22 protein-coding genes are annotated in these 25286 nt (G+C 73.3%); 4 read left to right on the forward strand and 18 right to left on the reverse strand.

Annotated features, from left to right (window positions below; genetic code table 11):
* Window positions 1-39 precede the first annotated feature (39 nt).
* On the reverse strand, window positions 40-1629 hold the full coding sequence (locus tag ACIOD1_RS22940) for a class I adenylate-forming enzyme family protein (protein WP_401904300.1): 1590 nt from the start codon (window positions 1627-1629) through the stop codon (window positions 40-42).
* Between the two features lie 142 nt (window positions 1630-1771).
* Here ACIOD1_RS22940 and ACIOD1_RS22945 point away from each other — a divergent pair, with 142 nt between their 5' ends.
* Window positions 1772-2242, forward strand: a complete 471-nt coding sequence (locus ACIOD1_RS22945) for a nuclear transport factor 2 family protein (RefSeq protein ID WP_365622406.1) — start codon at window positions 1772-1774, stop codon at window positions 2240-2242.
* An 88-nt stretch (window positions 2243-2330) separates the two neighbouring features.
* Here the strand turns inward: ACIOD1_RS22945 and ACIOD1_RS22950 are convergent, their stop codons facing one another.
* From ACIOD1_RS22950 to ACIOD1_RS22975, 6 genes are all read right to left on the reverse strand, one after another.
* A complete protein-coding gene (locus tag ACIOD1_RS22950) occupies window positions 2331-4304 on the reverse strand; it encodes a pyridoxal phosphate-dependent aminotransferase (RefSeq protein WP_401904302.1) in 1974 nt (657 codons plus the stop codon).
* Between the two features lie 402 nt (window positions 4305-4706).
* Window positions 4707-4970: an acyl carrier protein gene (locus tag ACIOD1_RS22955; RefSeq protein WP_365622412.1), complete on the reverse strand. Its 264-nt coding sequence runs from the start codon at window positions 4968-4970 to the stop codon at window positions 4707-4709.
* 68 nt (window positions 4971-5038) lie between these two features.
* Window positions 5039-6328, reverse strand: a complete 1290-nt coding sequence (locus ACIOD1_RS22960; protein ID WP_365622415.1) for a ketosynthase chain-length factor — start codon at window positions 6326-6328, stop codon at window positions 5039-5041.
* Window positions 6325-7590, reverse strand: coding sequence for a beta-ketoacyl-[acyl-carrier-protein] synthase family protein (locus tag ACIOD1_RS22965; protein WP_365622418.1), 1266 nt, complete (start codon window positions 7588-7590; stop codon window positions 6325-6327). The genes ACIOD1_RS22960 and ACIOD1_RS22965 overlap by 4 nt, the downstream gene beginning before the upstream one ends.
* Window positions 7587-8384 carry an alpha/beta fold hydrolase gene (locus tag ACIOD1_RS22970; protein ID WP_365622421.1) on the reverse strand — a complete coding sequence of 266 codons (798 nt, stop codon included), beginning with the start codon at window positions 8382-8384 and terminating at the stop codon, window positions 7587-7589. Before ACIOD1_RS22970 ends, ACIOD1_RS22965 begins: the two co-directional genes overlap by 4 nt.
* A 155-nt stretch (window positions 8385-8539) precedes the next feature.
* Complete coding sequence (locus ACIOD1_RS22975) at window positions 8540-9361, reverse strand: AfsR/SARP family transcriptional regulator (protein WP_365622424.1); 822 nt, start codon at window positions 9359-9361, stop codon at window positions 8540-8542.
* Window positions 9362-9603: 242 nt separating this feature from the next.
* On the opposite strand from ACIOD1_RS22975, the gene ACIOD1_RS22980 reads away from it, so the two are divergent.
* Window positions 9604-10707 (forward strand): BTAD domain-containing putative transcriptional regulator, encoded by a 1104-nt coding sequence (locus ACIOD1_RS22980; protein ID WP_401904305.1) that lies wholly within the window; start codon window positions 9604-9606, stop codon window positions 10705-10707.
* Between the two features lie 90 nt (window positions 10708-10797).
* Here ACIOD1_RS22980 and ACIOD1_RS22985 read toward each other — a convergent pair whose 3' ends face one another.
* The 7 genes from ACIOD1_RS22985 to ACIOD1_RS23015 all read right to left on the reverse strand — a co-directional run bounded on the left by ACIOD1_RS22985 (window position 10798) and on the right by ACIOD1_RS23015 (window position 18370).
* On the reverse strand, window positions 10798-11703 hold the full coding sequence (locus ACIOD1_RS22985) for an MBL fold metallo-hydrolase (RefSeq protein WP_401904307.1): 906 nt from the start codon (window positions 11701-11703) through the stop codon (window positions 10798-10800).
* A gap of 250 nt (window positions 11704-11953) precedes the next feature.
* Window positions 11954-12775 carry a 4'-phosphopantetheinyl transferase superfamily protein gene (locus ACIOD1_RS22990; protein ID WP_365622433.1) on the reverse strand — a complete coding sequence of 274 codons (822 nt, stop codon included), beginning with the start codon at window positions 12773-12775 and terminating at the stop codon, window positions 11954-11956.
* Window positions 12772-14766 carry a polyketide synthase gene (locus ACIOD1_RS22995; protein WP_365622436.1) on the reverse strand — a complete coding sequence of 665 codons (1995 nt, stop codon included), beginning with the start codon at window positions 14764-14766 and terminating at the stop codon, window positions 12772-12774. The genes ACIOD1_RS22990 and ACIOD1_RS22995 overlap by 4 nt, the downstream gene beginning before the upstream one ends.
* A 37-nt stretch (window positions 14767-14803) precedes the next feature.
* The gene (locus ACIOD1_RS23000; protein WP_365622439.1) at window positions 14804-15676 is read right to left on the reverse strand and encodes a phosphopantetheine-binding protein; all 873 of its coding nucleotides are present in this window, start codon (window positions 15674-15676) and stop codon (window positions 14804-14806) included.
* A 33-nt stretch (window positions 15677-15709) separates the two neighbouring features.
* Window positions 15710-16414, reverse strand: coding sequence for a ScbR family autoregulator-binding transcription factor (locus ACIOD1_RS23005; protein WP_365622442.1), 705 nt, complete (start codon window positions 16412-16414; stop codon window positions 15710-15712).
* A gap of 88 nt (window positions 16415-16502) precedes the next feature.
* Entirely contained in the window at window positions 16503-17348 is an 846-nt protein-coding gene (locus ACIOD1_RS23010; protein ID WP_365622445.1) for an AfsR/SARP family transcriptional regulator, read from the reverse strand.
* A gap of 341 nt (window positions 17349-17689) precedes the next feature.
* Entirely contained in the window at window positions 17690-18370 is a 681-nt protein-coding gene (locus tag ACIOD1_RS23015) for a ScbR family autoregulator-binding transcription factor (protein ID WP_365622448.1), read from the reverse strand.
* Window positions 18371-18880: 510 nt separating this feature from the next.
* On the opposite strand from ACIOD1_RS23015, the gene ACIOD1_RS23020 reads away from it, so the two are divergent.
* Complete coding sequence (locus tag ACIOD1_RS23020) at window positions 18881-19879, forward strand: ScbA/BarX family gamma-butyrolactone biosynthesis protein (protein WP_365622451.1); 999 nt, start codon at window positions 18881-18883, stop codon at window positions 19877-19879.
* Window positions 19880-19906: 27 nt separating this feature from the next.
* On the opposite strand, the gene ACIOD1_RS23025 is transcribed toward ACIOD1_RS23020, so the two are convergent.
* Window positions 19907-20752 carry an NAD(P)H-binding protein gene (locus ACIOD1_RS23025; protein WP_365622454.1) on the reverse strand — a complete coding sequence of 282 codons (846 nt, stop codon included), beginning with the start codon at window positions 20750-20752 and terminating at the stop codon, window positions 19907-19909.
* A gap of 128 nt (window positions 20753-20880) precedes the next feature.
* Between ACIOD1_RS23025 and ACIOD1_RS23030 the strand changes: the two genes are divergently transcribed.
* Entirely contained in the window at window positions 20881-21543 is a 663-nt protein-coding gene (locus ACIOD1_RS23030; protein WP_365622456.1) for a ScbR family autoregulator-binding transcription factor, read from the forward strand.
* Here ACIOD1_RS23030 and ACIOD1_RS23035 read toward each other — a convergent pair.
* The 3 genes from ACIOD1_RS23035 to ACIOD1_RS23045 all read right to left on the reverse strand — a co-directional run bounded on the left by ACIOD1_RS23035 (window position 21492) and on the right by ACIOD1_RS23045 (window position 25286).
* A complete protein-coding gene (locus ACIOD1_RS23035) occupies window positions 21492-23087 on the reverse strand; it encodes an FAD-dependent monooxygenase (RefSeq protein ID WP_401904312.1) in 1596 nt (531 codons plus the stop codon). The genes ACIOD1_RS23030 and ACIOD1_RS23035 overlap by 52 nt on opposite strands.
* A gap of 235 nt (window positions 23088-23322) precedes the next feature.
* Window positions 23323-23712, reverse strand: a complete 390-nt coding sequence (locus tag ACIOD1_RS23040) for a DUF6009 family protein (RefSeq protein WP_365622460.1) — start codon at window positions 23710-23712, stop codon at window positions 23323-23325.
* Window positions 23709-25286, reverse strand: a complete 1578-nt coding sequence (locus ACIOD1_RS23045) for a phage/plasmid primase, P4 family (RefSeq protein ID WP_401904436.1) — start codon at window positions 25284-25286, stop codon at window positions 23709-23711. Before ACIOD1_RS23045 ends, ACIOD1_RS23040 begins: the two co-directional genes overlap by 4 nt.

Consider the following 25286-nt stretch of genomic DNA (forward strand, 5'->3'; position numbering starts at 1 on the left):
TACGGAACGATGTGCGCGGGCGGTGCGGGCGGGGCCGGGTCACGAGGCCTCCGCCTCGGCGCGGGCGCGCAGGCTGTGGCGCAACATGTGGCGTTCGGGCTTGCCGACGTGGTTGCGCGGCACGACGTCGATGACTTCGACGCGACGGATCTGTTCGAAGGGGTTCAGGCTCTCGTTGGCGCGCTCCACGACGGAGTCGACGACGTCGAGGAGGTCGGGGGTGGTCGGGTCGCGCAGCACGATGCCGGTCCAGACGACCTCGCCGTGCACCGGGTCGGGCCAGCCGGCCACGATGCACTCGGCGACGCGGGGGTCGGCGCCGACGACCCGTTCGACGGCGGTGGGCGAGACGAGTTCGTTGTCGTACTTGAAGACGTCGCCGAGGCGGTCGACCAGGAACAGTTCGCGGTCCTCGTTGAGGTAGCCGACGTCCCCGGTGGAGAACCAGCCGTCCGCGTCGATCGGCGAGGGCGCGCTGTCGTCGAGGTAGCCGGCCATCACCTGGGGCCCGCGGACCTGGACCTCGCCGGTGGCATAGAGGTCGAGGGGGGCGCGGGTGCCGATGCGTACGACGCGGCATTCGGTGCCGGGTACGGCGGGGCCCACGGAGCCGCTCTTGGGGTGGCGCGGGCCCTGGCAGTGGGAGAGGGGGGAGAGTTCGGCGAGCCCGTAGCCCTGGATGACGGGCACGCCGAGGCTCTTGCCGAGGGCGCGGGCGGCGGTCGGGGACAGGGCGGTGCCCCCGGAGAGCACGGCGGTGAGGTGGTGCCCGGCCGGGAAGTCGTCGGTGAGGCGCTCGTCGCGGGCCAGGACGTGCAGGCGGGCGGGCAGCCCGTAGTAGTGGGTGGCCTCCACGCGCGCCGCGACGGCGAGGGAGGCGACCGGGTCGGGATCCGTGCACAGCACCTGGAAGGCGCCCGCGCAGATGCCCGAGTTGAGGTGCATGACGTGGTAGAGCGGCAAGTGGTTGAGGGTGACCGAGTCGCTGCCCAGCTCGTGCGCGGCGGCGGTCTGGGCGGCGTTCGCCACCAGGTTGCGGTGGGTGAGCCGGACGCCCTTGGGGCGGCCCGTGCTGCCGGTGGTGAACTGGATGCACGCCTCGCCGTCGAGGTCGACGGCCCCGGGCAGGGTCGTCCGCTCGGGTGCCGAGTCCAGGGCCTCGGCGAGCGGCAGGGCGTCGCCGGGGACGATCCCGTCGGGGGCGTCCGTCACCACGACGCGGCGCAGGTCGGGCAGTCGGTCGCCCAGTTTGATCAGCAGCTCGGCCGTGGCGGTCGGTACGAACGCCACTTCGACGGCGGCCGTCCGCAGGACGTGCAGCAGGCCCGCCTCCTTGATCAGCGGGTTGATGAGCACGACGGTGTTCCCGCTGCGGACGGTCCCGTAGTAGGCGGCGGCGAAGACGGGGTCCAGGACGTTGGCGACGCCGATCCGCGCTCCGCGCCGGCCGCACGTGTGCTCCAGGTAGGCGGCGAAGCGGTCGGCCTGTGCGTCCAGCTCCGCGAAGGTCACCGTGGTCGCCCCGCCGGTGCGGCCCACGGTCCGGATCGCCCGGCCCGCGGGGTCACGGACCGCCGCACGGCGCAGCAAGCCGTCCAGCGGGAGTTCCGGGTACGCGAATGTCGACATCGTGCTGTCCTCCTGGCTCCCGAAGGGGCGGCCGCGGCTGCGGCGGACCCCCAGCCTGGGCAGCGGCGCTTGAGGAATCTTCGAAGGGCGCTCGATCGGCGCCGCAGACGCTGTGGGGAACCGAAGGAACGGAGTCACCGCGATGACCGCGACGAACACCATCGAGGCGTCCACCAGCCCGGCCGGCGAGCGGGAGGGGGGGTTCGGCCTGCTGTACGCGCAGGTGCAGCAGTTCTACTCCCGCCAGATGCAGCTGTTCGACTCCTTCGAGGCCGAGCCGTGGGCGCTGACGTTCACCGAGGACGCCGTCTTCGACGTACCGACGCTGCCGGCGCCGGTGGTGGGCCGTGCGGCCCTGGCCTCGAACGTCCGGCGCAACGAGCAGAACCAGGCCGCGGCCGGGGAGCAGATGCGGCACTGGCTCGGCATGCTCGACGTGCGGCAGCGGCCGGACGGTTCGTTGGAGACCCGCAGCTACGCCCTGGTGTACCTGACCGTGCGCGGCGGCGAGTCGACGGTGCACCGGGTGTGCGTGATGGAGGACGTGCTGGTCAGGGCCTCGAACGGATGGCAGGTCTCCCACCGCCTGGTCACCCGCGACGACCTCGCGTAACGAGCCGGCCCCGAGGGGCCGGCCGCCCGCCGGTTCGGAGCCGTCGCCGCCGCGCCGGCTCGTGGGGTCGCCTCACAGGGAGCGCAGGTCACAGGGAGCGCAGGGAAAGGGCTTCGAGCAGGGCGTTGTTCGCGCGGCGCGTGCCGATGCCGACGCGGCACGTGTCCGCGACGAGGTGCGAGGTGTCCGCGACGAGGATCCCCGCGCGTCGGAGCAGGTCCAGGACGTGGTCGTGCTTGTGCAGCCGGACCAGCAGGAAGTTCGTCTCCGAGGGGAACACCCGGTCCACCAAGGGGTGCGCGGCCAACGCCGCGGCCATCCGCGCGCGCTCGGCCCGGATCAGGGGGAAGGTGGCCAGCGCCTGCCGGGGGCTGGTCAGTCGGGCGCGCACGGCGTCCTGCGCCGGGGCGGTGAACCCGAAGGGCACCTGTACCCGGCGCAGCCCTTCGACGAGGCCGGGGGCGGCCAGCAGCACTCCGCAGCGCGCGCGGGCGAGGCCCCAGGCCTTGGAGAGCGTACGGAGCACGACGAGGTTGTCGTGGCGGGTGAGCAGGTCGGCGTACGAGGGGTCCTCGCTGAACTCGACGTACGCCTCGTCGATCACGACCAGGCCCGCGCTGTTCGAGACGACTTCGAGGACCTGCTCGCGGTCGAGCCGGGTGCCCACGGGGTCGCTCGGGTCGCACAGGAAGGTGACCCGCGCGTCCGCCGCCAGGATCCGCTCGGTGTCCAGCTCCGCGAGGTCCTCGCCGCGCAGCGGCGCCCCGACGACGACCAGGCGCGACAGGGCCGCCCGATGGGCGTAGGCCTCGAAGGCGGGCGGTGTGACGACGACCCGGTGGCCGGGGGCGGTCAGGGCCTGGAGGAGCAGGGCGACGCCGTCGACCGCGCCGTGGGTGAACAGGACGTGGTCGGCGTCCAGTGCGGCGACGCCGCCGTCACCGGGCAGCTTCGAGATCGCGCCCAGGTACGCCCGGGCGAGGTCCGAGGTGTCGAGGTCGGGGTACTGGGCCTCGGCGCCGAGCAGCGCGTTGGTGTTGCTCGACAGGTCCACCGTGTCGAACCGGGGCAGGTGGCGGTCCCGGACCGGCCCGGGGACGGCGGCGTCGGCGACGGGCGGGGTCACGAACTCCGGCAGCCGCGGCTCCCGGGCCCGGCCGGTGGCGGGGAGCGCGAGGCCGGGGGCGTGCAGCCAGTGGTCGAGGGGGTGGACCAGGTCGGCGCCCAGGCGGCGCTTGGCCTCGGCACCGCCCCGGCCGAGGTGGACCCAGTCCAGGCCGGCGCGCCGGGCGTCGCGGTAGAGGGCGTAGACGGTCGCCACGTACAGGTTGCGGGCCGCGAGCGGGTGGTCGTGGCGGATCGCCTGCGTCAGGTAGTGGACGCCCCGGCCGTTGTGCGATCCCATCAGCAGGCCGGCCTGCACCACCACGCCCCTGTGGCGGCGTACGAGCATCTCGGCGCGCTCGCGCCACGGCCCGCCGGCCAGCGCGTCGAGGGCCGCGGCGCCGTAGGGGTGGTGGCTGTCGCCGTGGCGCGCCGCGTCGTGCAGGTGGAGTTCGACGAACGCCTCGCGCGCCCAGGGTCTGCCGCCGAGTTCGCTCAGGGGGATCCGCTCCCAGGTGACCTCGCGGGCCAGCGCGAGGTGGCGGCGGCGCAGGTCGCGCAGGCGGCCGGCGCCGATCCGGGTGCGCAGCGCCTCGTCCACGTCCCCGGTCAGCCGGACCGCGCACTCCTCGCCGGCCGGGACCGGGACGAAGCCGGCCGCCCGCAGGGCGCGCGTGTCGTCGACCCGGCGCACGTGCGGTACGAGGACCTGCTCGGCGCCGAGCGCGTGCGCGCGGCGGAGCAGCTTGTCGAGGAAGTCGTGCCCCGGGGCGGGGGTCGTCGGGTTGTACAGGGCCCCGCCGCCGATCAGGGTCGGGCGCTCCACCACTTCGCGGTCCAGGGCCGCGAAGGCCCCGGAGAGGTGGTCGAGGTCGGCGAGGGAGCAGACGGGGGCGTCGGAGCCGAGCGCCGCGCACAGCACCCGCTCCAGGGCGTCGATGTCCGAGGGCCTGCGCACCGGGTCAGCCCTTCTCGGCGGTCGGGGACGGGATGTCCTGTCGAGCGGCGCCGAGCTGTTCCGCTCCGTGCGGGCGTGGGCCGTGGCTGTGCATCAGCGGGCTCTCCTGACTGTCCTTCGTGGTCGTCGAGTCGGGTCCAGAAGTTATCCACGACGGGTGGGGAGCGGCTGGAGGACCGATGGGGCGCGGGTCCTGCGGGGCGGCGCGGACGGTAGCGTCGCGGGGCCACCACCCTCAGGACGCGGCGACCGCGATCGGGCAGCGAGAAGGGACCCGGTACACATGGGTACCGGGCCCGGGGTCGAAGGGGCCGCTCGGGACGCGCCGGCCACCGGGTCGCGGCGGCGTGGACGGCGGCGCGAGCCCGGTGGGGCCGGGGGTGCGGCGGCGACGGGCGCCGCTCAGACGGCGGCCTTGGCCGCCAGCACCTCGTTGACCATGGCGAGGTAGCGGCGGGGGGTGTCCGCGTCGTCGATGGACTCCTCGTCGAGCATGACGTCGTACTCGCGCTCGATGTATCCGGTGGTCTGCAGGACGGCGAGCGAGTCGTAGCCCAGCTCGAACCAGTTCAGGTCCAGGACGTCGCCGTCGAGGTCGACGCCCTCGTCCTCGCCCGCGCATTCGCGCAGGATGCGCTTCAGTTCGTCGAGTTCCAGGCGGTTCATGGTCTCCCTCTGTTCTGGTGGGTGAGGTGCGGTGGGGATGGGCGTGGGGGTGGGCGTGGGGGCGGGGTTCAGGCGTCCGGGGCGGCGCGGACGACGACGGCGGAGTTGAAGCCGCCGTGGCCGCGGGCCAGCACGAGCGCGGTCCGCAGGGGCCTGCCCGCCGCGGGGCGGGTCGGCGCGGTGACCAGGTTCAGCGGGCAGTCGTCGGCCGGGCGCCCGGTCCCGGTGGTCGGCGGGATCACCTGGTCGCGCAGGGTGAGCAGGGCGGCGGCCACGTCGAGGGCCGCGCCACCGGCGGCGAGCCGCCCGGTCATCGACTTGGGCGCGGTGACGGGCACCCCGTACGGGCCGAACAGCGCGCCGATCGCCTCGGCTTCGACGCGGTCGGCCGTGCGTTCGCCCGCCGCGTCGGCGAAGACGACGTCGACCTCGTCGGGGCGCACGCCCGCGTCGGCGAGGGCGAGTTCGGCGGCGGCGGCGAGCCGGGAGGTCCCGTCGGCGTCGAAGGTGGCGGCGTGCCCGGCGATGCTGCCGTAGACGCGGGCGCCGCGGCGGCGGGCCGCCTCGGCGTCCTCCAGGACGAGGAGCGCGCCGCCCTCGCCCGCGACGTGGCCGCTCGCGTCCTCGGCGAAGGGCAGGTAGGCGCGGGCCGGGTCCTCGCGCTCGGTGAGCCTGCCGCCGGCGAGATGGGCGGCCCAGCCCCAGGAGCACAGCGCGGAGTCGAGGCCGCCGGTGACGACGAGGTGGGCGCCCTTGCGGATCTGGCGGCGGGCGTGGGCCACGGCGTCGAGGCCGCCGGCCTGCTCGGAGACGATCACCGAGGAGGCTCCGCGCAGGCCGTGCCGGATGGAGATCTGGCCGCTGTTGACGGCGTAGAACCAGGCGAAGGACTGGTACGCGGAGACGTGCTGGCCGCCCTTGCTCCACAGCGCCTGGAGCTCCTGCTGGCCGAACTCGAAGCCGCCGTAGGAGTTGGCGGTGACCACGCCCGCGGCGTAGTCGGGCAGCTGCGCGGGATCGGCCCCGGCGTCGTCGAGGGCCTCCTTGGCGGCGGCGAGCGAAAGCCGGGTGACGCGGTCGGTCTGCGGCAGCAGGCGACTGGAGACGTGGTCGGCGTCGACGAATCCGGGCACCTCCCCGGCCAGCTTCGCCGGATAGCCGCTCGCGTCGAAGCGGCCGACCGGCCGGATGCCCGATTCGCCGCGCAGGACGGCGGACCACCAGGCCCCGGTGCCCAGGCCGTTGGGGGCGGCGACGCCGATGCCGGTGACGACGGGGGCCGCGGTCCGGGAGCCGGCGGGGCGGGGGGCCGTGACGGCGGGAGCGGTCGGCGCGGGGGCGGCGGCAGCGGTGTTCATCGGTCCGCCTTCAGGTCGGGGCTGGTCAGGATCATCGCGCTCTGGAAGCCGCCGAAGCCGCTGCCGACGGTCAGTACCCCGTCGGTGCGCTGCCTGCGGGCGGTCAGCGGGGTGTAGTCGAGGTCGCAGTCCGGATCCGCCTCGTGCAGGTTCGCCGTCGGCGGGACGGTGTCGTGCTCGATGGCGAGGGCGCAGGCGGCCACTTCGAGGGCGCCGATCGCTCCGAGCGAGTGCCCGATCATCGACTTGATGGAGCTGACGGGGACCTCGTACGCCCGCTGTCCCAGACTGCGCTTGAAGGCGGCGGTCTCGTGCTTGTCGTTCTGCTTGGTGCCGGAGCCGTGCGCGTTGATGTAGTCGACGTGCTCGGGCAGCAGCCGCGCCTCGTCGAGCGCGGCCGTGATGGCGGCGGCCATCTCGGCTCCGTCGGGCCGCAGGCCGGTCATGTGGTAGGCGTTGCTGCGCGAGGCGAAGCCGGAGATCTCGGCGTAGACGTGGGCGCCGCGCGCGCGGGCGTGCTCGTACTCCTCGATGACGAGGACGGCCGAGCCCTCCCCCAGGACGAACCCGTTGCGAGTCCGGTCGAAGGGCCGGGAGGCGGTCTCGGGCTCGTCGTTGCGCGTGGAGGTGGCGCGGATGGCGTCGAAGCAGGCGACGGTGATGGGCGTGATGGGCGCCTCGGCGGCGCCGGTGACCATCACGTCGGCGCTGCCCTCGCGGACCAGGTCGACGGCGTGCCCGATCGCGTCGAGACCGGAGGTGCAGCCGGTGGACACGAGCGCGACGGGCCCCTGGGCGCCGACGGTGCGGGCCACTTCGGCGGCCATCGAGCTGGGCACGAAGTAGTCGTACAGGTGCGGCACGGCCTTGGTGTGGTCGACGAGCGTTCGGCTGCCGCCCTCGCTGACGACTCCGTATTCGGCGTCGAGGCCGGTGGTGCAGCCCAGCGCGCTGCCGAGGGTGACCCCGGTGCGCGTGGCGTCGTACGAGCCGGCCAGGCCGCTGTCCTCAAGCGCCTCGCGGGCGCTGACGACGGCGAACTGGGCGGCGCGGTCCAGCCGCCCGGCCTGCTCGGCGGTGAGCCCGGACTCCAGCGGGTCGAAGTCCGCCTCGGCGGCGATCCGGGAGCGGAAGCCGGTGGCGTCGAAGAGGGTGATGGCGCGGGTGGCCGTACGGCCGTCGGTCAGCAGCGACCAGAATTCCTTGGTGCCCGGGCGGCCCGGGGCCACGACCCCGATGCCCGTGATGACGACTCGTCTCATCGCCCGTCTCCTCGTCGTGTCTGGTCGTGGTGGCCGCGCCGCACGATGCGGGCGGCCCGGCCGAGCATCCGGGGCAGTTCGCGGCCCCGGACGAAGAAGTGGTCGCCGGGCACGGTCCGCCGGACGAGGCGTTCGGTGGTCCAGCGCCCCCAGCCGTCGGCGGCCGCGGCGTCGACGAGGGGGTCCGCGTGGCCGGCGACCGCGAGCAGCGGTACGGGCACGGGCGCGGACACCGTCGGCGCGAGGGCGGCGGCCCGCAGGTTGCGGGCGAGCCGGAGGTCGGCGCGGAGCACGGGGAAGACCGAACGGAACCAGACGTCCCCGGGGCGTGCGCCGGGCGGCAGTGCGTCGAACTCGTCCAGGACGCGCAGCAGTTCCGCCTCCGTGAGTTCCGCGGAGTCGGCGAAGACGGCCGGTGCGTCGGGCGGCGGGCTGGCCCCGACGGCCAGCAGCGCCGGCATCGGCAGCCCCCACTCCCGCACGGCCTGCGTGACCGTGAGGGCGATCGTCGCGCCCAGGCTGTGCCCGTACAGGACGTAGGGGACGCCGGGCTCGTCGGCGATCTGCTCGAACAGGGGCTTGAGGTCGGCCAGCAGCTCGTCGCGGCCGGTCAGCCGGATCTCACGGCGCCGCTCGTCACGTCCCGGCAGCAGCCAGGACGTGGTCCTCACCCCGCCGCCGGCGAGCTTGTCCCACCGGTGGAACGAGGAAACCCCGGCCCCCGCGTGTGCGAAGCAGTGCAGCCGTACGGCCTGCCCGTCGCCGCCCATGGCCACCTCCCTGGAACCGAACACGTAGGCCTCGACCTTCGCCGATCCCGCTGGAGACCGGCTCGAACGGGCGTGTGCGCGGCGGAGGTGGGGGCGCGGTGCCGGGGCGCGGGAAGGCCGCCGACCGACCGGCCCCCCGGCAGGTCGGTCGGCGGCCGGTGGCCGGTGGCGCGGGCGGTCTAGGCCGCGTACAGGTCGAACGTCGATCCGCGGCGCGGGCCCGCGACCATGTCCAGCGCCGGGTCAACCGCCAGCATCGCCTGGTGCAGGCGCTGCAGTTGCGGGGACGGCTCCACGCCCAGGTCCTCCACCAGGCCGGTGCGCAGCCTGCGGTAGACGTCCAGGGCCGTGGCCTGGCGGCCGGAACGGTACAGCGCGACCATGGCCTGCGAGTGCAGCCCCTCGTGCTGTGGGTGCCGGGCGATCAGCTCGGTCAACTCGGCGATGACCTCGACGTGGCGCCCGAGGCGCAGGTCCGCGTCGATGCGCCGCTCGACCGTGACGAGCCGGCTCTCCTCCAGGCGCATGACCTCGATCTCCAGGATCGGTCCCACCCGTACGTCGACGAGTGCCGGGCCGTTCCACAGGGCGAGTCCCTTGCGCAGCAGGGAGGCGGCGCGCTCGTCGTCCCCCGTCTCGTAGGCGTGTTGTCCGCCCGCCACGAGCGTGTCGTACGTGTGGACGTCCACCGCGTCCGACGGAATCTGCAGCAGGTATCCGCCGTGCCGGGTCGCGAGCACGTCCTTGGCGCTGCCCGGAACTCCGGGGCCCATGGCGGTGCCCAGCCTCCTGCGCAGCTGCAGGATGTACGTCTGCAGCGTGGTGAGCGCGCTCTGCGGGAGGTCGGTGCCCCAGATCTCCTCCATGAGGGTCTGTACGGGCATCACCCGCCCCGGATAGAGCGCGAGCAGCGCCAGGATCTGGCGGGGCTTGCCTGCCGTCGGAACAATCGAGCCCCCGTTGACCTCGGCACTCAACGGACCCAGAACCTGAATCTTCACGGTCTCCCCCGTATGTCGTCGAGTCCCATCGATTTTCAGCCTTCGACTCCGGCACCGTAGCGGGATCCAACGCGGCGTATCCGAATTCTCAAGTGGGGGTCGAGCAGCCCTCCGTCACGAACGGTTGCGACTCAAAAGCACGGTGGTAGATTCCGCCCAGGAGATTAAAACCGGCGCATTCTTTTTCCCGCCGGTCTTGGTTTCTTTCCGCAGATCCCGCCAGATCGCCGGGAGGAGGCACCATGGAATTCGGCGCGCACGGCGTCCGGGACGCACACGGCGACATCGGAGTGGACTTCCGCGTCCTGGGCCCGGTGGAGGTGTTCGACCGGCACACGCAGGCGTACGTCGCGCCCGCCGGCGCCAAACAGCGGGCGCTGCTCGGGGCCCTGGTGGTCCGGGCGGGACACGTGCTGTCCGCCGACCGGCTCATCCACGAACTGTGGGGCGACCGGCCGCCCGTGAGCGCGGCCAACGCCCTGCAGGCGCACGTGGCCCGGCTGCGCCGGCTGCTGCACCAGGGCGGAACCCCGGACGCGGACGGCCACGAGTGGATCGCCACCCGTTCGATGGGCTACCTGCTGCGCGGGGGCCGCGCCACGACCGACGCCCAGCGCTTCCACCGGCTGTCCGCCGAGGGCCGGGCGGCGCTCGGTTCCGACCCAGGGCTTGCGGCCGAACTGCTGCGCGGGGCCCTCGCCCTGTGGCGCGGTCCGGCGCTCGAAGGGAGCACGCGGGGGCCCATCTGCGCGGTGGAGGCAGACCGGCTGGAGGAGCTGCGGCTGACCACGCTGGAGACGCTCTACGACGCGGACCTGCGCAGCGGTCGGCACGCCGAGGCCGCTCGGGAGTTGGAGCGGCTGACGGCCGGCCACCCCATGCGCGAGCGGCTCTACGACCTCCACATGCTGGCCCTGTACCGCTGCGGCCGGCAGTCGGAGGCGCTGGGCGTCTACGAGCGGGCGCGCCGGCAGTTGGTGGACGCCCTCGGCGTCGAGCCCGGGCCCGCGCTGCGCGAGCGCATGGAGGCGATCCTGCGCCACGCGCCGTCCCTCGCCCTGCCCCGGCCCGCGCCGACGGCCCCGGGCGTCCTGCCGGTCCCGGGTCTCCTGCCGGTCCGGGGCCTCCTGCCGGTCCCGGGGGCGGCGACCGTCGCGGACGTACGGGATCCCTCGGACGGCCCGGGCGCGCCGGCCCCGGCGGCGACCCTGGTCGAGCTCGGCAGGGAGATCGCCCGGCTCGGCGAGCGGATCGAGTCGCTCAGCCGGGAGCAGGACGCGCTGATCCGGCGGTTCAACCTGCTGGCCCCGGGCGCCGTCGCGGTGCCGGGCGGACAGTACGTCTGACCTGCGCGGGCGTACGCGTTCCGAACGACCGAGACCCCTGCCGGTCACTGCGGCAGGGGTCTCGGCGTGGGCGGTGCCCGGGGCCGGGGGTCAGGCGAGGCACTCCGAGGGGCGGCCGTGGAAGGTGGTCATCTCCTGGAAGAGGGCTCCGACGTCCAGCGGCGATCCCTCGGGCAGGCCCTGTTCCTCGGCGTAGCCGCGGTGCAGGTTGGGCAGCAGGCGCTCGGTGTCCAGCAGGTCGGCGTAGGGTCCGAGGTCGGTGGCGCGGGCCAGTTCGAGCGGGGTCGCGCCGGCGGCGACGCCCTCCCGGGCCAGGTCGCGGATCCAGCGCAGGTAGGCCGCGTTGGCGTCGAGGAGTTCGGGGCCGCCGACCGGCCCGTGGCCGGGGACGACGGTGGTGGCGCCCAGGGCGCGCAGCCGGTCCAGGGCGCGCAGCGAGCCCGCCACGGACCCCATGACGCAGAACGGCGTGACCCCGTTCATCACGAGGTCGCCGGTGAACAGCACGCCCTGGTCGGGCAGCCAGACGATCGTGTCGTCGGTGGTGTGGGCCGCCGGGCCGATGTGGACGAGCTCGGCCCGGATGTCGCCCACGTGGAGCGTCGTGGCGTCCCGGAAGGTGAGTTCGGGCGGGGTGACCTCGATGTCGCCCCAGCAGACGTCCGGCCACAGCCCGGCCATGTGCAGTCCCGCCGCCCGGACCATGGTCCGGGTCCGCTCGTGGCCGATGGTCAGGGCTTCGGGGAAGACGAAGTTGCCGTAGGTGTGGTCGCCGTGGAAGTGCGTGTTGACCACGGCGCGCGGCGGGCGCGGCGCGAGACTCAGGGCGGCCCGGCGCAGCCGGCGGGCCCGGCTCTCGGTGGCGGCGGTGTCGACGAGCGCGCTGTGGCCGCCGTCGGTAAGGATGCCGGCGTTGTTCAGGCACCAGCCGCCCTCGGGTTGGACGTACGCGTGGACGCCCTCGGCCAACTCGATGACGGCGCTCTCGGCGTCCACGGGCCACCTCTTTCTGCGAAGATCCGGAAAAACACAATTCTCCGTCCTCGCACCGCCGGCCCGGTCGATTTCCGCTCGAAATCCCGTCGACGCACCGCGCATTCACCGTCGAATCACCACCGAATCACCGCCGGAGAACCGCATAATCCGAGGTCCGGCGCGTTTCCGCTCATGCGTCTCGATCGATGGTCGAGCGAAATTCCGGGGAGATTGTTTTCGGCCCCGCGGGGATGCGGGGCGGGCGGCTGTTTCAGACCGCGGCGGGTTCCGGCAGGACCAGGCGGCGCGGCGCGGCCCGCCCCCACGGGAACCCGTGGTGCAGGTGGACGGCCGGCGGGCGCGCGTCGTCGACCTCGACCGCCACCGCCGCCAGCACCTCGGGCACCGGCTCGACCTCCAGGAACCGCCAGCGCGCCGCCGAGTCGTCGGCGGGCGGGCGGAAGGAGAGGACGCCCCGGTCCTCGGCCAGGGTGAACACGAAGGAGTCGAAGGGCAGTCCGAGCCCCAGCCCGCGGGCTTTGGAGTACGCCTCCTTCAGCGTCCACAGGCGCAGGACGCGCCGGTCGCGCGGCCGTCCGGGGGCGGCCCTGGCGATCCAGTCCTGTTCCTCGGGGGCGAACGTCGCGACGATGTTGTCCAGGCCCCGCTCGCCGCGGTCGAGCCGCTCGACGTCGACCCCGATGCGCAGGCCGCGGGAGACGCCCAACAGGTTGTACGCGTTGGCGTGCGAGAGGTTGAAGTCCAGCGTGTCGGCGCCGCGCGGCAGGCCGCCGGCGGGGGTCTGGAGGAACGGGCGCCCGCGCGAGGAGCGCCAGATGATCGCCTCGGCCTCGGGGATGCCGGTCTCCAGGGCCAGGACCCGGCGGACCAGGGCGTGGGCGACGAGGTACTGGCGGCGGTCGCGTTCGAAGAGGAAGCGGCCGGCCACCTCCTGCTCGTTCTCGTCGAGCCAGTACGAGGCCAGGGTCGCGGCGATGCCGGGCGCGAGGTCCTCGTTGGGGCAGAACCACAGGTTGACCGGGGCCGGCTCGTTCTCCCCCGGCCCCATCGGGTCGAAAGACAGCGCGGTCATGCCGTCCCCTCCTCGCCACCCAGCCACAGCGGCACGCGCAGGAAGGCGGACGCGGGCAGCGGCACGGCCACGGTGGCCGCCCCGTGGGCCGGTTCCAGCGCGGTCCAGTCGACGTCGAGCCCGGACAGCCACAGGCCGCGGAGCTGGTGCAGGTGCCCGGCGCGCCAGAGCGCGGCGAGGTACCCGTCCGTCTCCGGTACGCCGCCCAGCCGCAGCGGGTCGGCGCCGCCGTCGCGCAGGTCGGCGCAGGGGGCCCCATCGCGTACGAACCGCTCCAGGGTCCGCGCGAGTTCGTCGGTGTCGGCGACGACGGCCGCGAACCGGCAGTCCATGGCGGCCCGGCCGGTGCGCAGGGCGCGGGCGAGGGCGTCGAGCGGGGGCACCGGGCCCGGTCCCCCGAGCAGCTCGGCGAACCGGCCTGCGGTGGCGGCCAGGTGGGCGGGGGTGGGGGCGGACAGCACGAACAGCTCGCCGCCGGCGCGGTCCCGGTCGGGGGCCGGCGGGATCGTGGCCGGCGGGGCGGCGGCGGGCGGGGTGGAGGCGGGCGGGGTGGAGGCGGGCACGTACTCCTCCAGGACCACCTGCGCCTCGGCGCCGCCGGCGCCGCGCACGCCGACGCGGATCCGGCGGGGCGCGCCCGGCCCGGTCCGGCCGTTCTCCCCGTTCTCGCCGTTCTCCGCGTTCCGCCCGTTCTCCCAGGGCTGTGCCTCGGGGCGGTCGGGGGCGGCGGCCAGGGTCCGGTGGCGCAGCTGGAGCACGGCCCGGGTCAGGGCGGCGGCGCCGGTCGCGGGGCCCGCGTCGCCCACGAGGGCGCGTACGGATCGGGCGTCCTCGCCGATGGTGACGGTGGACGCCTCCACCCCGGCCGCGCGCAGGGCCTCGCGCAGCACTCGGAGCGCGGGGGCGTCGGTGGGGGCCTGCGGGCGCGGGTCGGCGGCCCGGGACCTGCGGCCGGGGCCGGTGGCGGGGTCGGGTGCGGTGTGGCCGACGGCGCTGCCGCGCACCACGCAGTGGATGGTGTCGCCGTCGGCCAGGGCGCGGGCGAGGGGCTTGAGCAGCAGCGCGCCGACGCCTTCGCCCGCGCCGGGCCGCCGGCTGGACGGGTGCAGCAGCAGTCGGACCCCGCCGACGAGCGCGGCGGCGCATTCGCCGCGGTGCAGGGCGGCGACGGCGAGGTGGAGGGCGACGAGCACGGAGGACTCGGCGGTGTCGACGGACTGGCTGGGGCCGGTGAGGCCGAGCAGGGCGGAGAGCCGGTTGGGCAGGCTCCACGGGCCGCCGGCGGGGATCTGCCGGGACCCCTCGGGCGTCCAGGTCCGGGCCGCGAGCAGTACGTAGTCACCGGCGCCGGCGCCGGTGAACACCCCGACGCTGCGGGGCGTGCCGTCGGCCGCGGTAAGGGCGTCGAGGCGGCCTCCGGTGCAACCCGCGTCCTCCAGGGCCTCCCAGGCGGTCTCCAGGAACAGCCGCTCCTGGGGGTCGATCAGCGCGGCCTCGTGCGCGTCGATCCCGAAGAACTCCGGGTCGAAGTCCTGGACGCGCTCCAGGTAGTGGCCCCGCTCGACGCCGGGTCGGCCGGACGGCGGCTGGGAGGAGCTGTCGTGCCCGGCGCGGGCGTGCCGCCAGAAGGAGGCGAGGTCGGGGCCGCCCGGGTAGCGGCCGGCCATCCCGACCACCGCGATCGGCTCGACCGTCCGGTCGGCGATCCGCTCGGTGGTCGACCCGGTGGTCGCCGCGGCGGGGGACGGCGACGCGAGGGGTGCCCGTGCCGCGAGGGGCACGACGGGCGCGGGGTCCGCGGCGGGGGACGGCTCGTCGGCGCCCTGCTGCGGCCAGGCGTCCGGCAGGCGGAAGACGACGGGTCCCGAACCGGTGGCGGCGGTGGCGGTGGCCGTGGCACCGGTGGCGGCGGCGCCGGCCAGCAGGGCGGCCACCTGGGCCCGGTCCAGATGGCCGTTCTTGTACCGGGTCAGGACTTCCTTCTCGTCCATGGTGGACACGTGCTCCTTCTCGGGGTGGAAAACGGCTTCAGCCGCGTCGGGCGAGCAGCACGAGTGCCTCGTCCACGGTGAGCCGGTCGTCGCGGATCGCGTCCAGCAGGACGTCGAGGTCGCCGCCCGGCAGCGTCCTGGCCGCAGCGGCGGCGGCGGTCGTGGGGGCGGGCGCGGCGGGAGCGAGTACGGCGGGTGACAGTACGGCGGGCGCGGGCCTCGCGGCCGGGCGGAACCGCGGCTCGGTCGCCTGGACCAGGGTCGCCCGGGGGCTCGCGACCGTCGCCGCGGCGGCGGGGGCGAAGTCCTGCGCGGTCGCCCCGGTGCGCGTCGCGATGTACGCGGCCATGGCGGCGAGGTTGGGGTGCTCGTAGAGCAGCACCGAGCGCTCCTGGAGCCCGAAGGCGCGGTTGACGACCGCGATGAACTCCGCTCCGACGATGGAGTCCACACCCAGCACGTTGAACGCGGCGGTGGGGTTGATGTCCCAGGGATCGCAGCACAGGATGCCCGCGAGCTGCTCGCGCAGGAGTTCCGCGACGCGGGGCGCGGTCGCGGCCGCCGGCGCCTGCCGGGTGGGCGCCGACACGGGAAGGGGGGCGGCGAGCACGGGGAACGCCGTCGGGGCGGGGCCGGGGGCCGGGACTCGGGCGGCCGGTTCGCTGTTCGCCGCCCGTGCCAGCTCGCGGGCGAAGGACGCCGGCGTCGGGAAGTCGTACAGGTCGGTCGCCAGCACCCGCAGTCCGTACCGGCTGTTGACCACGGCCACGAACTCCACGACCAGCAGGGAGTCGAGCCCCATGGACGGGAAGGTCTGCTCGGGGTCGATCTTCTCCGGCTTGACCCGCAGGACGTCGCCGAGCACCCCGATGAGGTCGGTCAGTACGTCCGCGGAAAATTCATTCGTCATCGCAGGCTCCTCCAAGTCGTCGGTGGCACACGGTCACGCGGTGGTGTCCGAGAACACCGGCCGGGAGCGGCGCTCCGCGGGGTCGTCCAGGCCCTCGCCCACGAGGCGGGGCGCGGGATCGGCGTACGGCATCCCGACCCGGAAGCCCTTCTCCGCGCCCTCGGGCACCAGGCAGGGCAGCATCAGCGACCACAGTCCGGCCACCCGGCGCTGGAGCTCGGCGTACGGCATCCCGGTGCCGGCCAGCGACTCGATCCCGCTCGTCGCCGCGGCGACCAGCGATTCGACGCTCTCCCAGCGGCCCTCGGCGCGGAGTTCACCCGCGTCCCGGGCCTGGCGCAGCAGTCCGCAGACCTCCGTGAGCCAGATCCGGTGGAAGTCGGTGGCGAGCGCGGGGAGCCCCGCGCACTCCTTGGCGATGCGGAAACTCGCCGGGATCGCCGGCTCTTCGCGCAGGTTGAGCGCGAGCCAGTGCGTCGTATCGATCAGGGTCTGGAGCGGGGAGAGACCGGACGCGCGCAGTTCGCGCACCGACTCGTGCAGCAGCTCGCAGCCGCGCAGTTGGACCGCCTCCGCCAGATCGTCCTTGGAGACGAAGTGGAAGTAGAGCGCCCCCTTGGTCACTCCGGCGAACGTGGCGATCTCGCCGAGCGTCGCGTTCGCGTATCCGTTGCGGTGGAACATCTCGGCGCCCGCGTGCACGAGCTTCCTGCGGGTCCGCTCCGACCTGTCCTGCATCGCGTTGCCTCCTCGGCCCGCGGTTCGGGGGCGCGTCCGACCCGGAGAGCCGATCGCGGCCGCGTTCCTGGTTTCGCGTACGGCCATCTCAACCCACGCGTACGAGTCGCTCGCTGTTGGCCTCGGCCGCCACCACCGGGGTTTCGGGGTTGGCCATCAGGATCGAGCGCTGCAGCCGGCGCAGGGCGGACGAGGGTTCGAGCCCGAGTTCGCGCACCAGGGTGGCGCGCAGCCGCTGGTAGACGTCGAGGGCCTCGCCCCGGCGGCCGGAGCGGTGCAGGGCCAGCATGAACTGGCCGTGCAGGTTCTCGTGGGTGCGGTACCGGCTGGCCAGTACGGTCAGCTCGGCGAGCAGCTCGCGGTGCCGCCCGATGCGCAGGTCGGCCTCGATGCGCTGGTCGAGCGCGCACAGCCTGGTCTCCTCCAGCCGCTGGGTCTCCATGTCCAGCTGGATCCCGCCCTGCACGTCGGCGAAGGCGGGCGCCGACCACAGCGACAGCGCCTCGCGCAGCATCCGGGCCGCGCCCGGGAAGTCGCCGGCGTCCATGGCCCGGTAGCCCATGCCGGCGAGCCGGTCAAACTCGCGGACGTCGCTGGTGCCGCCGCCGCTGTTGAGCAGGTAGCCGCCGGGCAGCGTCACGAGCACGTCCTTGGCGGTACGGCGGCCCGCGGGGGCCACCTCCCCGTCGGCCGCGCCCTGTTCCAGGGCGGTCGCGATGAGGGCCCGCAACTGCAGTACGTAGGTCTGCAGCGTGGTGCGGGCACTGCGCGGCGGTGCTCCCGCCCACAGCTCCTCGATGAGAGCCGACACCGGGACGACCTGGTCGGCATGGAGCGCCAGCAGTGCCAGCACCTGTCGCGGCTTGGGGGCGGTGGGCGTCACGGAGACTCCGTGCTCGCGCACTGCCAGTGTTCCCAGTACTTCGATGTCCACGCCGTACTCCCCTGTCCGTGGATGAACCTCCGTCAGTAAAAAACAGGACAGGCGGTTTGTCAATACAAAACCAACCGTGCTGTTTTAAGTGCATGGGCCATCCGTCGGACCCTCACATGTCCACTCTGACCTGGGTTGTTAATCATTTAGGGGAGGAAGGGACGCTTCCGCGGGCGACTCCTCACCCCCTGCAGAACAACCCGAGATCGGGCAAAACAAACCGGATGGTCTTGACATTCTGAGGTGAGGGCGGAGAAGCGGGCAGCAGGGAACCCGGGCAGCACAAAGGCCTCGGCCCTCCGTGCGCGAGCACGGAGGGCCGAGGCCCGGCCCCGCGGTTTCTAGAGCGCGCCCTCGGCCGGGTCCCGTACGGCCCCGGTTCCGGAGGTCTCCAGGACGGCGAAGCGGTCGGCCGGCACGAGCGTGGGCAGCAGCAGCCTCCAGAACCGGGCGACCGTCGACGCCGCGAGCCACTCCGCGTCCCGCAGCCCGAGCACCTCGAAGCCCACGGTCGCGGCCACCACGGCGGTCACCACGTCCTGCGCCGTCACCTCCGGGCGCAACTCGCCTTCCGCCTCGGCCCGCTTCACCGTCTCCTCGACCCAGCACCGCCAGTGCCCCCGAAGATCGGCCCGGACCGGACGGGCAGGCTCGCCGCTCAGCGTGAAGCCCGCCCGCAGCACGACGTCGGCGCGCAACGCTTCGGCCAGACCGTGGGTGACGTCGATCAGGAGCTGCACGTGACCGGCCCCGGCGGAGGGTTCGGCGGAAGCCGGAGGTTCGGCGCCTGCCGGAAGTTCGGCGCCGGTGACGACCAGCAGTCTGGCCAGCGCCTCCGCCTCGACGACGTCCGCGAGCGTGCTCTTGCTCGCGAAGTGGAAGTGCAGCGCCCCGCTGCTCACCCCGGCGCGGGTACTGATCGCGGTGAGCGAGGCCAGGGGAAATCCCTCCCGGTCGAACACCTCGGCTGCGGACCGGATCAGGGTGTCGCGCGTACGCGCCGCACGTTCCTGCTTGACCATCGACTGCTCCGTTACTGCAGGGGGTGCCGCGCTTGCCGAAGGGCAGGCGGCATGTGCTTGCGGGGGGTGCCGCGCGAGGGGGCCACTCCCGGGGACGCCCCCGGCCCACTCTCATGGCGGCAACTGGCCTTTCGCGCGAGACCCGTTACCGCTCCGCACGGTAACTCTAACAAACCGCCTGTGCGGTTTTGAATACTGGGGCTGCCACATTTCGGGCGATGACCGGAGAGAGGGGCGGTCACCGACGCCGTTCGGCCCAGATTCGGCCGCGCCGCTTGAGGATCACTACGGCCGCACTCGATCCACCCGGACGGGACCGGGGCTGCGGCGACCTCGACCAGGAGGCACGAGAGCCCGCCTGAACAGCGTGAATGCCGACAGAGAAAGGGGCACCTGGCCCCGGGGGTAGCGGAGGATCAGATACCGCTAGAAATTAAACCGGTTGGTATGTATCTTTCCCGGCCAGGAGCACCGCACGCTTCTACTCGCCAACGGAGCCCAGGGGGAGCAATGTCTGCGAGCACATTCCACTTCGAGAGTCCGGTCGCCTACCAGTCGACGACCGTCACCGAGCCGGCTTTACTGCCCGCCGCTCTTCACCGTCCCACCCGGGCGGCGGCCACCGTGCCCAAGCAGCTCGTGCACCGCACGGCTCCCGGTGAGGTCATGGCCACCGGCTGGAGCCGCACGGACGACACGCATTTCCGGGTGACCGCCCAGTGGCCCCGCAGCCACAGCTTCTACACACCGGTGGCCGGGGAGTACTACGACCCCCTGATGGTCGCCGAGACGATCCGCCAGGCCGGCTTCCTGCTGGCCCACAGCGAATTCGGTGTCCCGCTGGGGCACCAGTTCCTCCTGTGGGGACTCGCGCTCTCCGTCCGGCCCGAGCGGCTGAAGATCCACGAAACACCCGCGGTCCTCGACGTGGCGGTGACCATCGTGGAGGTCAAGCGCCGCGGGAACGGCGACGTCACCGCCCTGCGGTACGAGATGGACATCATGCGCGACGGCCTGCTCGCGGCGAGCGGCAGCGCCACCACCACGTGCGCCAGCCCGGCCGTCTACCGGCGGATCCGGGGCGCGTACGCTCTCGGCGGCAACCTGACGCCACTGTCCCTGACCGCCCCCGTGGCGCCGCAGAATGTCGGGCGCACTTCGCCGGTCGACGTGGTCCTGTCCCCCATCGGCGAGCCGAACCGTTGGCAGCTCCGGGTGGACACCCGCCACCCGGTCCTCTTCGACCACCCGGTCGACCACGTCCCGGGCATGCTGTTGATGGAGGCCGCCCGCCAGTCCGCGGCCTCGGTCCTCGGCCTGACGTCGATCCTGCCCCTGAGCGTCACCGCCGACTTCAGACGGTACGTCGAGCTGGACAGCCCGTGCGTGGTCGAGGCCCGAATCCTTCCGGAACCGCTGCCCGACGGGAGACGCCTGGTGCTCGTGACCGGACACCAGGACGGCGCCCTCTGCTACACCGCCCGCGTCATCGCGGCGCCGCAAGGGTGACCCGCGCATCCACACCGGGACGCGACGTCACTTCGGGCCGAACGTGGCGATGTTCCCTTGCGCCCACGTCCGAAACGATGTCGCCGGGCGGCCCGTCAGGGCCATGACCGTCTCCTCCACCCCCGCCTTCGCCCCTTCCAGTTGTCGTCGCGCACTCGCCATCAACGCCTCGACCACAGGCTCGGGATACCTCCTGCGCAAGGCGTCGCGCGCCTGCCCTGGTGGGGCCTCCTCAAACCGGATCGACCGGCCCAGCAGGGCGGCGAGTTCGGCCGTCTGCCCGATCGCCGTGAGCGCCTCGGGGCCGGTCAGGGTGTGGATCCTGCCCGCGTGGCCCTGCTCGGTCAGGGCGCGTACGGCGACTTCCGCGACGTCCCGGGGGGCGACGCAGGCGTTGGCCGAGGATCCGTACAGGGCCCGCACCACGCCGTCCGTGCGGACGGACGCCGCCCAGGAGAGCACGTTGGACATGAACGAGCGGGGGCGCAGGAGGGTCCACGTCATTCCGGATGCGCGCAGCAGCTCCTCGTTGGCGCGCTGCCAGTGGGTGATGAGGTCCCGCGCCCCGGAATCCGCGACCGAGGCGGCCGAGAGCTTCACCACGTGGCGCACACCTGCCGACCGTGCGGTCCGGATGATGCGCCCGTCGTCCTCCTCGACTCGGTTCGTGACCAGGAACAGGGCGCTCACCCCGATCATGGCCTGGGCAACCGCACGGGGATCGCCATAGTCGCCGTACACGACCTCGGCGTTCGCCGAGGCTCCCACGACCCGGGCCGGCTCCCGGGCCATGACGCGTACCGCCAGGTCAGGGGGGAGAAGGCGCACCACTTCGCGTCCGATCGTCCCGGTGGCACCGGTGACAAGGATCATGACCGCCCCTCCCGCTCCAAATGTGTCCTTGTGGCCGTCGCCCAATTTGGTCACCCGCTGTAAGATACATACTGCGCGGTTTTATCCCTGGACCTCCGCCGGTTCGCACGCTCCGAGGAGGAGGCACCATGGCCGAACAAGTCCGAGCCATCCGCACCCGCCAGGCCATCCTCATGGCCGCCGCCGAAGTGTTCGAAAGTCGCGGGTACCAGGCCGCCACGATCTCGGACATCCTGAAGGCCGCCGGAGTGACCAAGGGCGCCCTGTACTTCCACTTCCAGTCCAAGGACGACCTGGCCCAGGGAGTGCTCTCCGAACAGGATCACCGCCTCACGATCCCCGAGCGGCCGGCCAAGGTGCAGGAAGTGGTCGACATGGCCATGCTCCATTCCCACCGCCTGCAGACCGATCCCTTGGTCCGCGCCGGAGTCCGGCTTTCCATGGACCAGCAGGACGGTCTCGACCGCAGCGCTCCGTTCCTGGGGTGGGCCTCGGTCTGCACCGAGACCTTCACCAAAGCCCGGGCCCAGGGCGAACTGCTGCCCCACGTCGTGCCGTCCGAGAGCGCGGACGTGTTCGTCGGCTCGTTCGCGGGCATCCAGTCCATGTCCCAGGCCGTCAGCGACTACGCGGACCTGCCGCGCAGGGTCTCGGCCATGCTGCGCCATCTGCTGCCCAGCATGACGATGCCCTCCGTCCTCGCCTCACTGGACCTCTCCGATTCCCGCGGGGGCGCCGTCTACGCCGAGGCCCTCAAGGCTGCCGACGCGCAGGACGCCGAGTCCGGCTGATCCGCGGCCGCCCTCCTCTCCGCCGTCCACGCGTCGCGCGCGAAGTACACGGACAGGGCGGCGGCCATGTCGTCGCCGCCCGGCGCCCAGGCGACGTAGCCGTCGGGCCGCACCAGGAGCGCCTCGTGCGGTATGTCGGGCGAGGCCGCGGCCCGTACCACGTGCAGGGCCCGCTCCCACCCGCGCGCCCCGGCGCGGTGGCGACCCGCCCGCGTGCCCATGAGCAGGAGCAGCGGACGCCCGTCCCGCAGCAGTCCGACCACATCGGTGTCGCGCCCGCGCACGCGCAGCGGCACATTGTGCAGGAACGTCCCGGCCGCGGCAGAGGGCCGTCCCGTGTGCCCGGGGAACACCGTGTCCTGAGCGCTGATCATGCCGCTGAGCCGCCCGTGGTCGCGGTCCGCCGCCAGCATCGAGGTGAAGACGTCCCGCAACGAGTCCATTTCGGAGCCGGGGCGCATCAGGGCGAGCTGGGCGCGGGTGTTGTCGATGACCTGCCGGGCAGCCGGGCGGCGTTCCAGGTCGTAGGTGTCGAGCAGCGCCGCGCCGGCCGCGCCGCGGGCCGCCAGGGCCAGCTTCCAGCCCAGGTTGAGGGCGTCCAACACGCCGGTGCTCAGGCCCTGCCCCCCGATGGGAAAGTGCACGTGCGCGGCGTCCCCCACCAGAAAGACACGCCGTTCGCGGAAGGTGTGGGCGAGCCGCGCGAAGTCGCTGAAGCGGCCGAGCCATCGCGCTCCCTCCATCCCTATCTCGCGTCCGGCTATCCAGGACACCTCCTGGCGCAGCTCCTCCTGGGTGGGCGGACGTTTCCGGTCGTCGTGGGCTCCGGCACAGTTCAACGTACGGACGTACATCCTGCGTTCCGGCCCCCGCTTGGCCACGACCCATCCCCGGGGGGTGCGGTGCCAGCCGTCGGTCAGCGCCTGCGGATCCGTGAGGGTGACCTCTCCCATCAGAGCGGAGACCGTCGCCTGATGGGTGTCGGAGCCGATGCCCGCCAGCTCCCGGACCGCGCTGCGGGCTCCGTCGGCCCCCACCAGGTAGCGAGCGTCACAGACGACCGGTCCCCGGGGACCCTCGGCGGTGACCCGCACCCCCTCCTCGCCTTGGACCACATCCGTCACCCGGTGCTCGCGCAGGACCCGCGCGCCGGCTGCCTTCGCCCGCTCCTCAAAACGGCGTTCCAGCTCCGCCTGGGGGTACTTGAGGATCGGCTCCGGTTCGGTCACCGGCGCCGAGATGACCAGGCCCGGCAGACCGGCGAAGTGGAAGGCGCCCACCCCGTCCGACGCGGCCACCTGCCGCGGCAGGTGGCCGCGTCGGACCAGGCACTGCACCGCCCTGGCGTGCAAAGTGTTCGCCTTCGGACGCTCGCACACCCGGGCCCGCGCTTCAAGGACCACCGTGTCGACCCCGTACGCCGCCAACTCGGCGGCCACGAGCATGCCGACCGGCCCCCCGCCGACCACCACGACCTGTGCCTTCATCCTGTCCCTCCCCCGGGCCCGACGAGGGCGACCGACGCGGGAAACCCCAGACCGCACGGCGTGCGGCGCGTCCGGGGCACGCGATGACGTGCCCGTCCACCGGAGGTTCCCGCGCGTCGCAGCCTTCCCCCAGGCCGTGCTCACGCGATGGGAAGAAAATATACCGGGTGTCCTGTTTTTTTCAATGGCGGAGTCGCAGGTGGCGGCTGTGTGCGTGCTCAGGTGACGACGAATCAGGGCATGTCGAACGCGGCTCGGCCGCAAGCCCGTTCACCGGGACGGCTGGGTGGGATCACGCCAGGAACTCCCGCGTCGCCGGGGACATGGGGCCGCCCTCCGAACGTTCCGTCTTGCGGCCCTTGGTGCCCGGGGCCAGGGTGCGGGCGTCTACGGCTTCCGCGGGGGCTCCCGTCGCGTACAGGCCGTCGGGGGCCGTGTCGCGGTCGTGCGGGAGCAGCCAGAACACCCTGCGGCGGAAGGTGCCGGAGGAGCGGGACGGCTTGGCCTTCGGGCCCAGCAGGGCGTAGCCGACCATCCGGCCGTCGCGGTGGTACGCGGGCCTGCCGCGCCGGGTCGGCAGGCGGTCCAGGCTCTGGCGGACGTAGTCGAGCCGGCTGATGTCCTCCAGCCAGACGAGGTCCACTTCGTGGACGATCTCGTCCTCTGCGATGAGGGCGCTCATGCTGTCTCCTCGTCCGCGAGCAGGCCGATGCCCGGGTAGTACTTGCGCTGGTTGGACAGGATCATTTCCTTCGGCGAGGCCAGGCCCACCACCTCGCGGACCCGTGCCGCGAAGGCCCGGGAAGAGATCGCCGGGGCCCCCTCGTGCTGGCACCAGCTCCGGTAGGCGGCGTAGAGGTGGGCCTGCTCCGCCCGCAGATCGCCCTCCAGGCGGCAGGTCTCGCCGATGAAGCGCCCGGTGTGGTCCTCGGTCTCCGCGTAGGCGGTGGTCGCGATGCGGACCCGCTCGGGGCCGGTGAGGTCGCGGTCGCCGTCGAGGTAGCGACGGGCGCCCTCGATGAGCCAGTTGAGGATGCCGGGCCCCTCCTGGGTGACGAGGACGTCGGCCAGGTTGTCGATCTTGCGGTCGTCGGAGACGACCCGCTCGAACGGGATGAGCCGCATCCGGCGCCAGAACGCGAAGCCGCCGGTGCCCACCTCCGGCCGGTGGTTGCCCAGCAGCCACATCTTGTGCGTCGGCTCGAAGCTGAAGAAGTCCTGCCGCATCCTGCGGGCCTTGATGCGGTCGCCTCCGGTGAGGAGTTTGACGCGGGCCTCGTCGAAGCGGTCGCCGGGCTTGACCTCGCTGCACACGATCACGCGTCGACCGTGCAGTTCGGCGAGGTCCGTCGGGTGCCCTTCGTACGGCCGGGACATCAGGAAGCCGGGGGGCGCCGCGTCGGCGTAGTCCCCGAGCAGCTTCATCAGGACGTCCAGGAGTACGGACTTGCCGTTCTTGCCCGAGCCGAACAGGAAGGGCATGACCTGGGCGCCGACGTCGCCGGTGACGGAGTAGCCGAGCAGCAGCTGGAGGAAGTCGATCATCTCCGCGCCCTCCGGTCCCTCACCGAAGGTGTCGGTCAGGAAGCGGCTCCAACGGGGCGTGGGCATCGGCCGCGGCGCCGCCGAGGTGGAGCGGGAGTGGAAGTCCTTGGTGGGCTCGGCGGGACGGATGTGCCCGGTCCGCAGGTCCACGACGCCCGAGGGCGTGCACAGCGCGTACGGGTCGGCGTCCAGCAGCGCCGCGTTGAGCACCATGCCCGGGGCGGACTTGGCCTGGGTGAGCATCGCGTTCATGCCGCTGGTGCTGAGCGTGCGGCGGCGGTGCTGCTGGAGGGCGGCCGGGGTGTAGAGGCCGCGGGGGTCGGTGGTGGCGATGGATTCCGCCAGGTCTCCCGCCGACCACATGACGGTGTCGTCCTCGTCGATCTGCCAGCGGGTCCCGTCCCAGCGGAACCAGCCGATCCCGGGGACGTGCCGGTAGTCGTTGCGGTAGAGCTTGACGAACAGTTTGGCGTTGCCGCGGTCGGTGAGCGTGTCGGGCAGCAGTCCGTCCGCCGTCGCCTCGCCGTCCCCCGCCCCGTCGTCGCCCGCCGGGGCCGCGTCGGTCGCCGTCGGGGCCGCGTCGGTCGCGGCGGGGCCGACGGAGCGCCGCTCGGACTCCGCCGGCACGCGGGGGGCCGGGACGGGCTGGGCGAGGATCTGCGCGGCGACGGCCTGTACGTCGAAGCCGGCCAGCACGCTGTCGTTCTCCAC

The sequence above is a fragment of the Streptomyces sp. NPDC088097 genome, assembly GCF_044741845.1.
Taxonomy (GTDB): domain Bacteria; phylum Actinomycetota; class Actinomycetes; order Streptomycetales; family Streptomycetaceae; genus Streptomyces.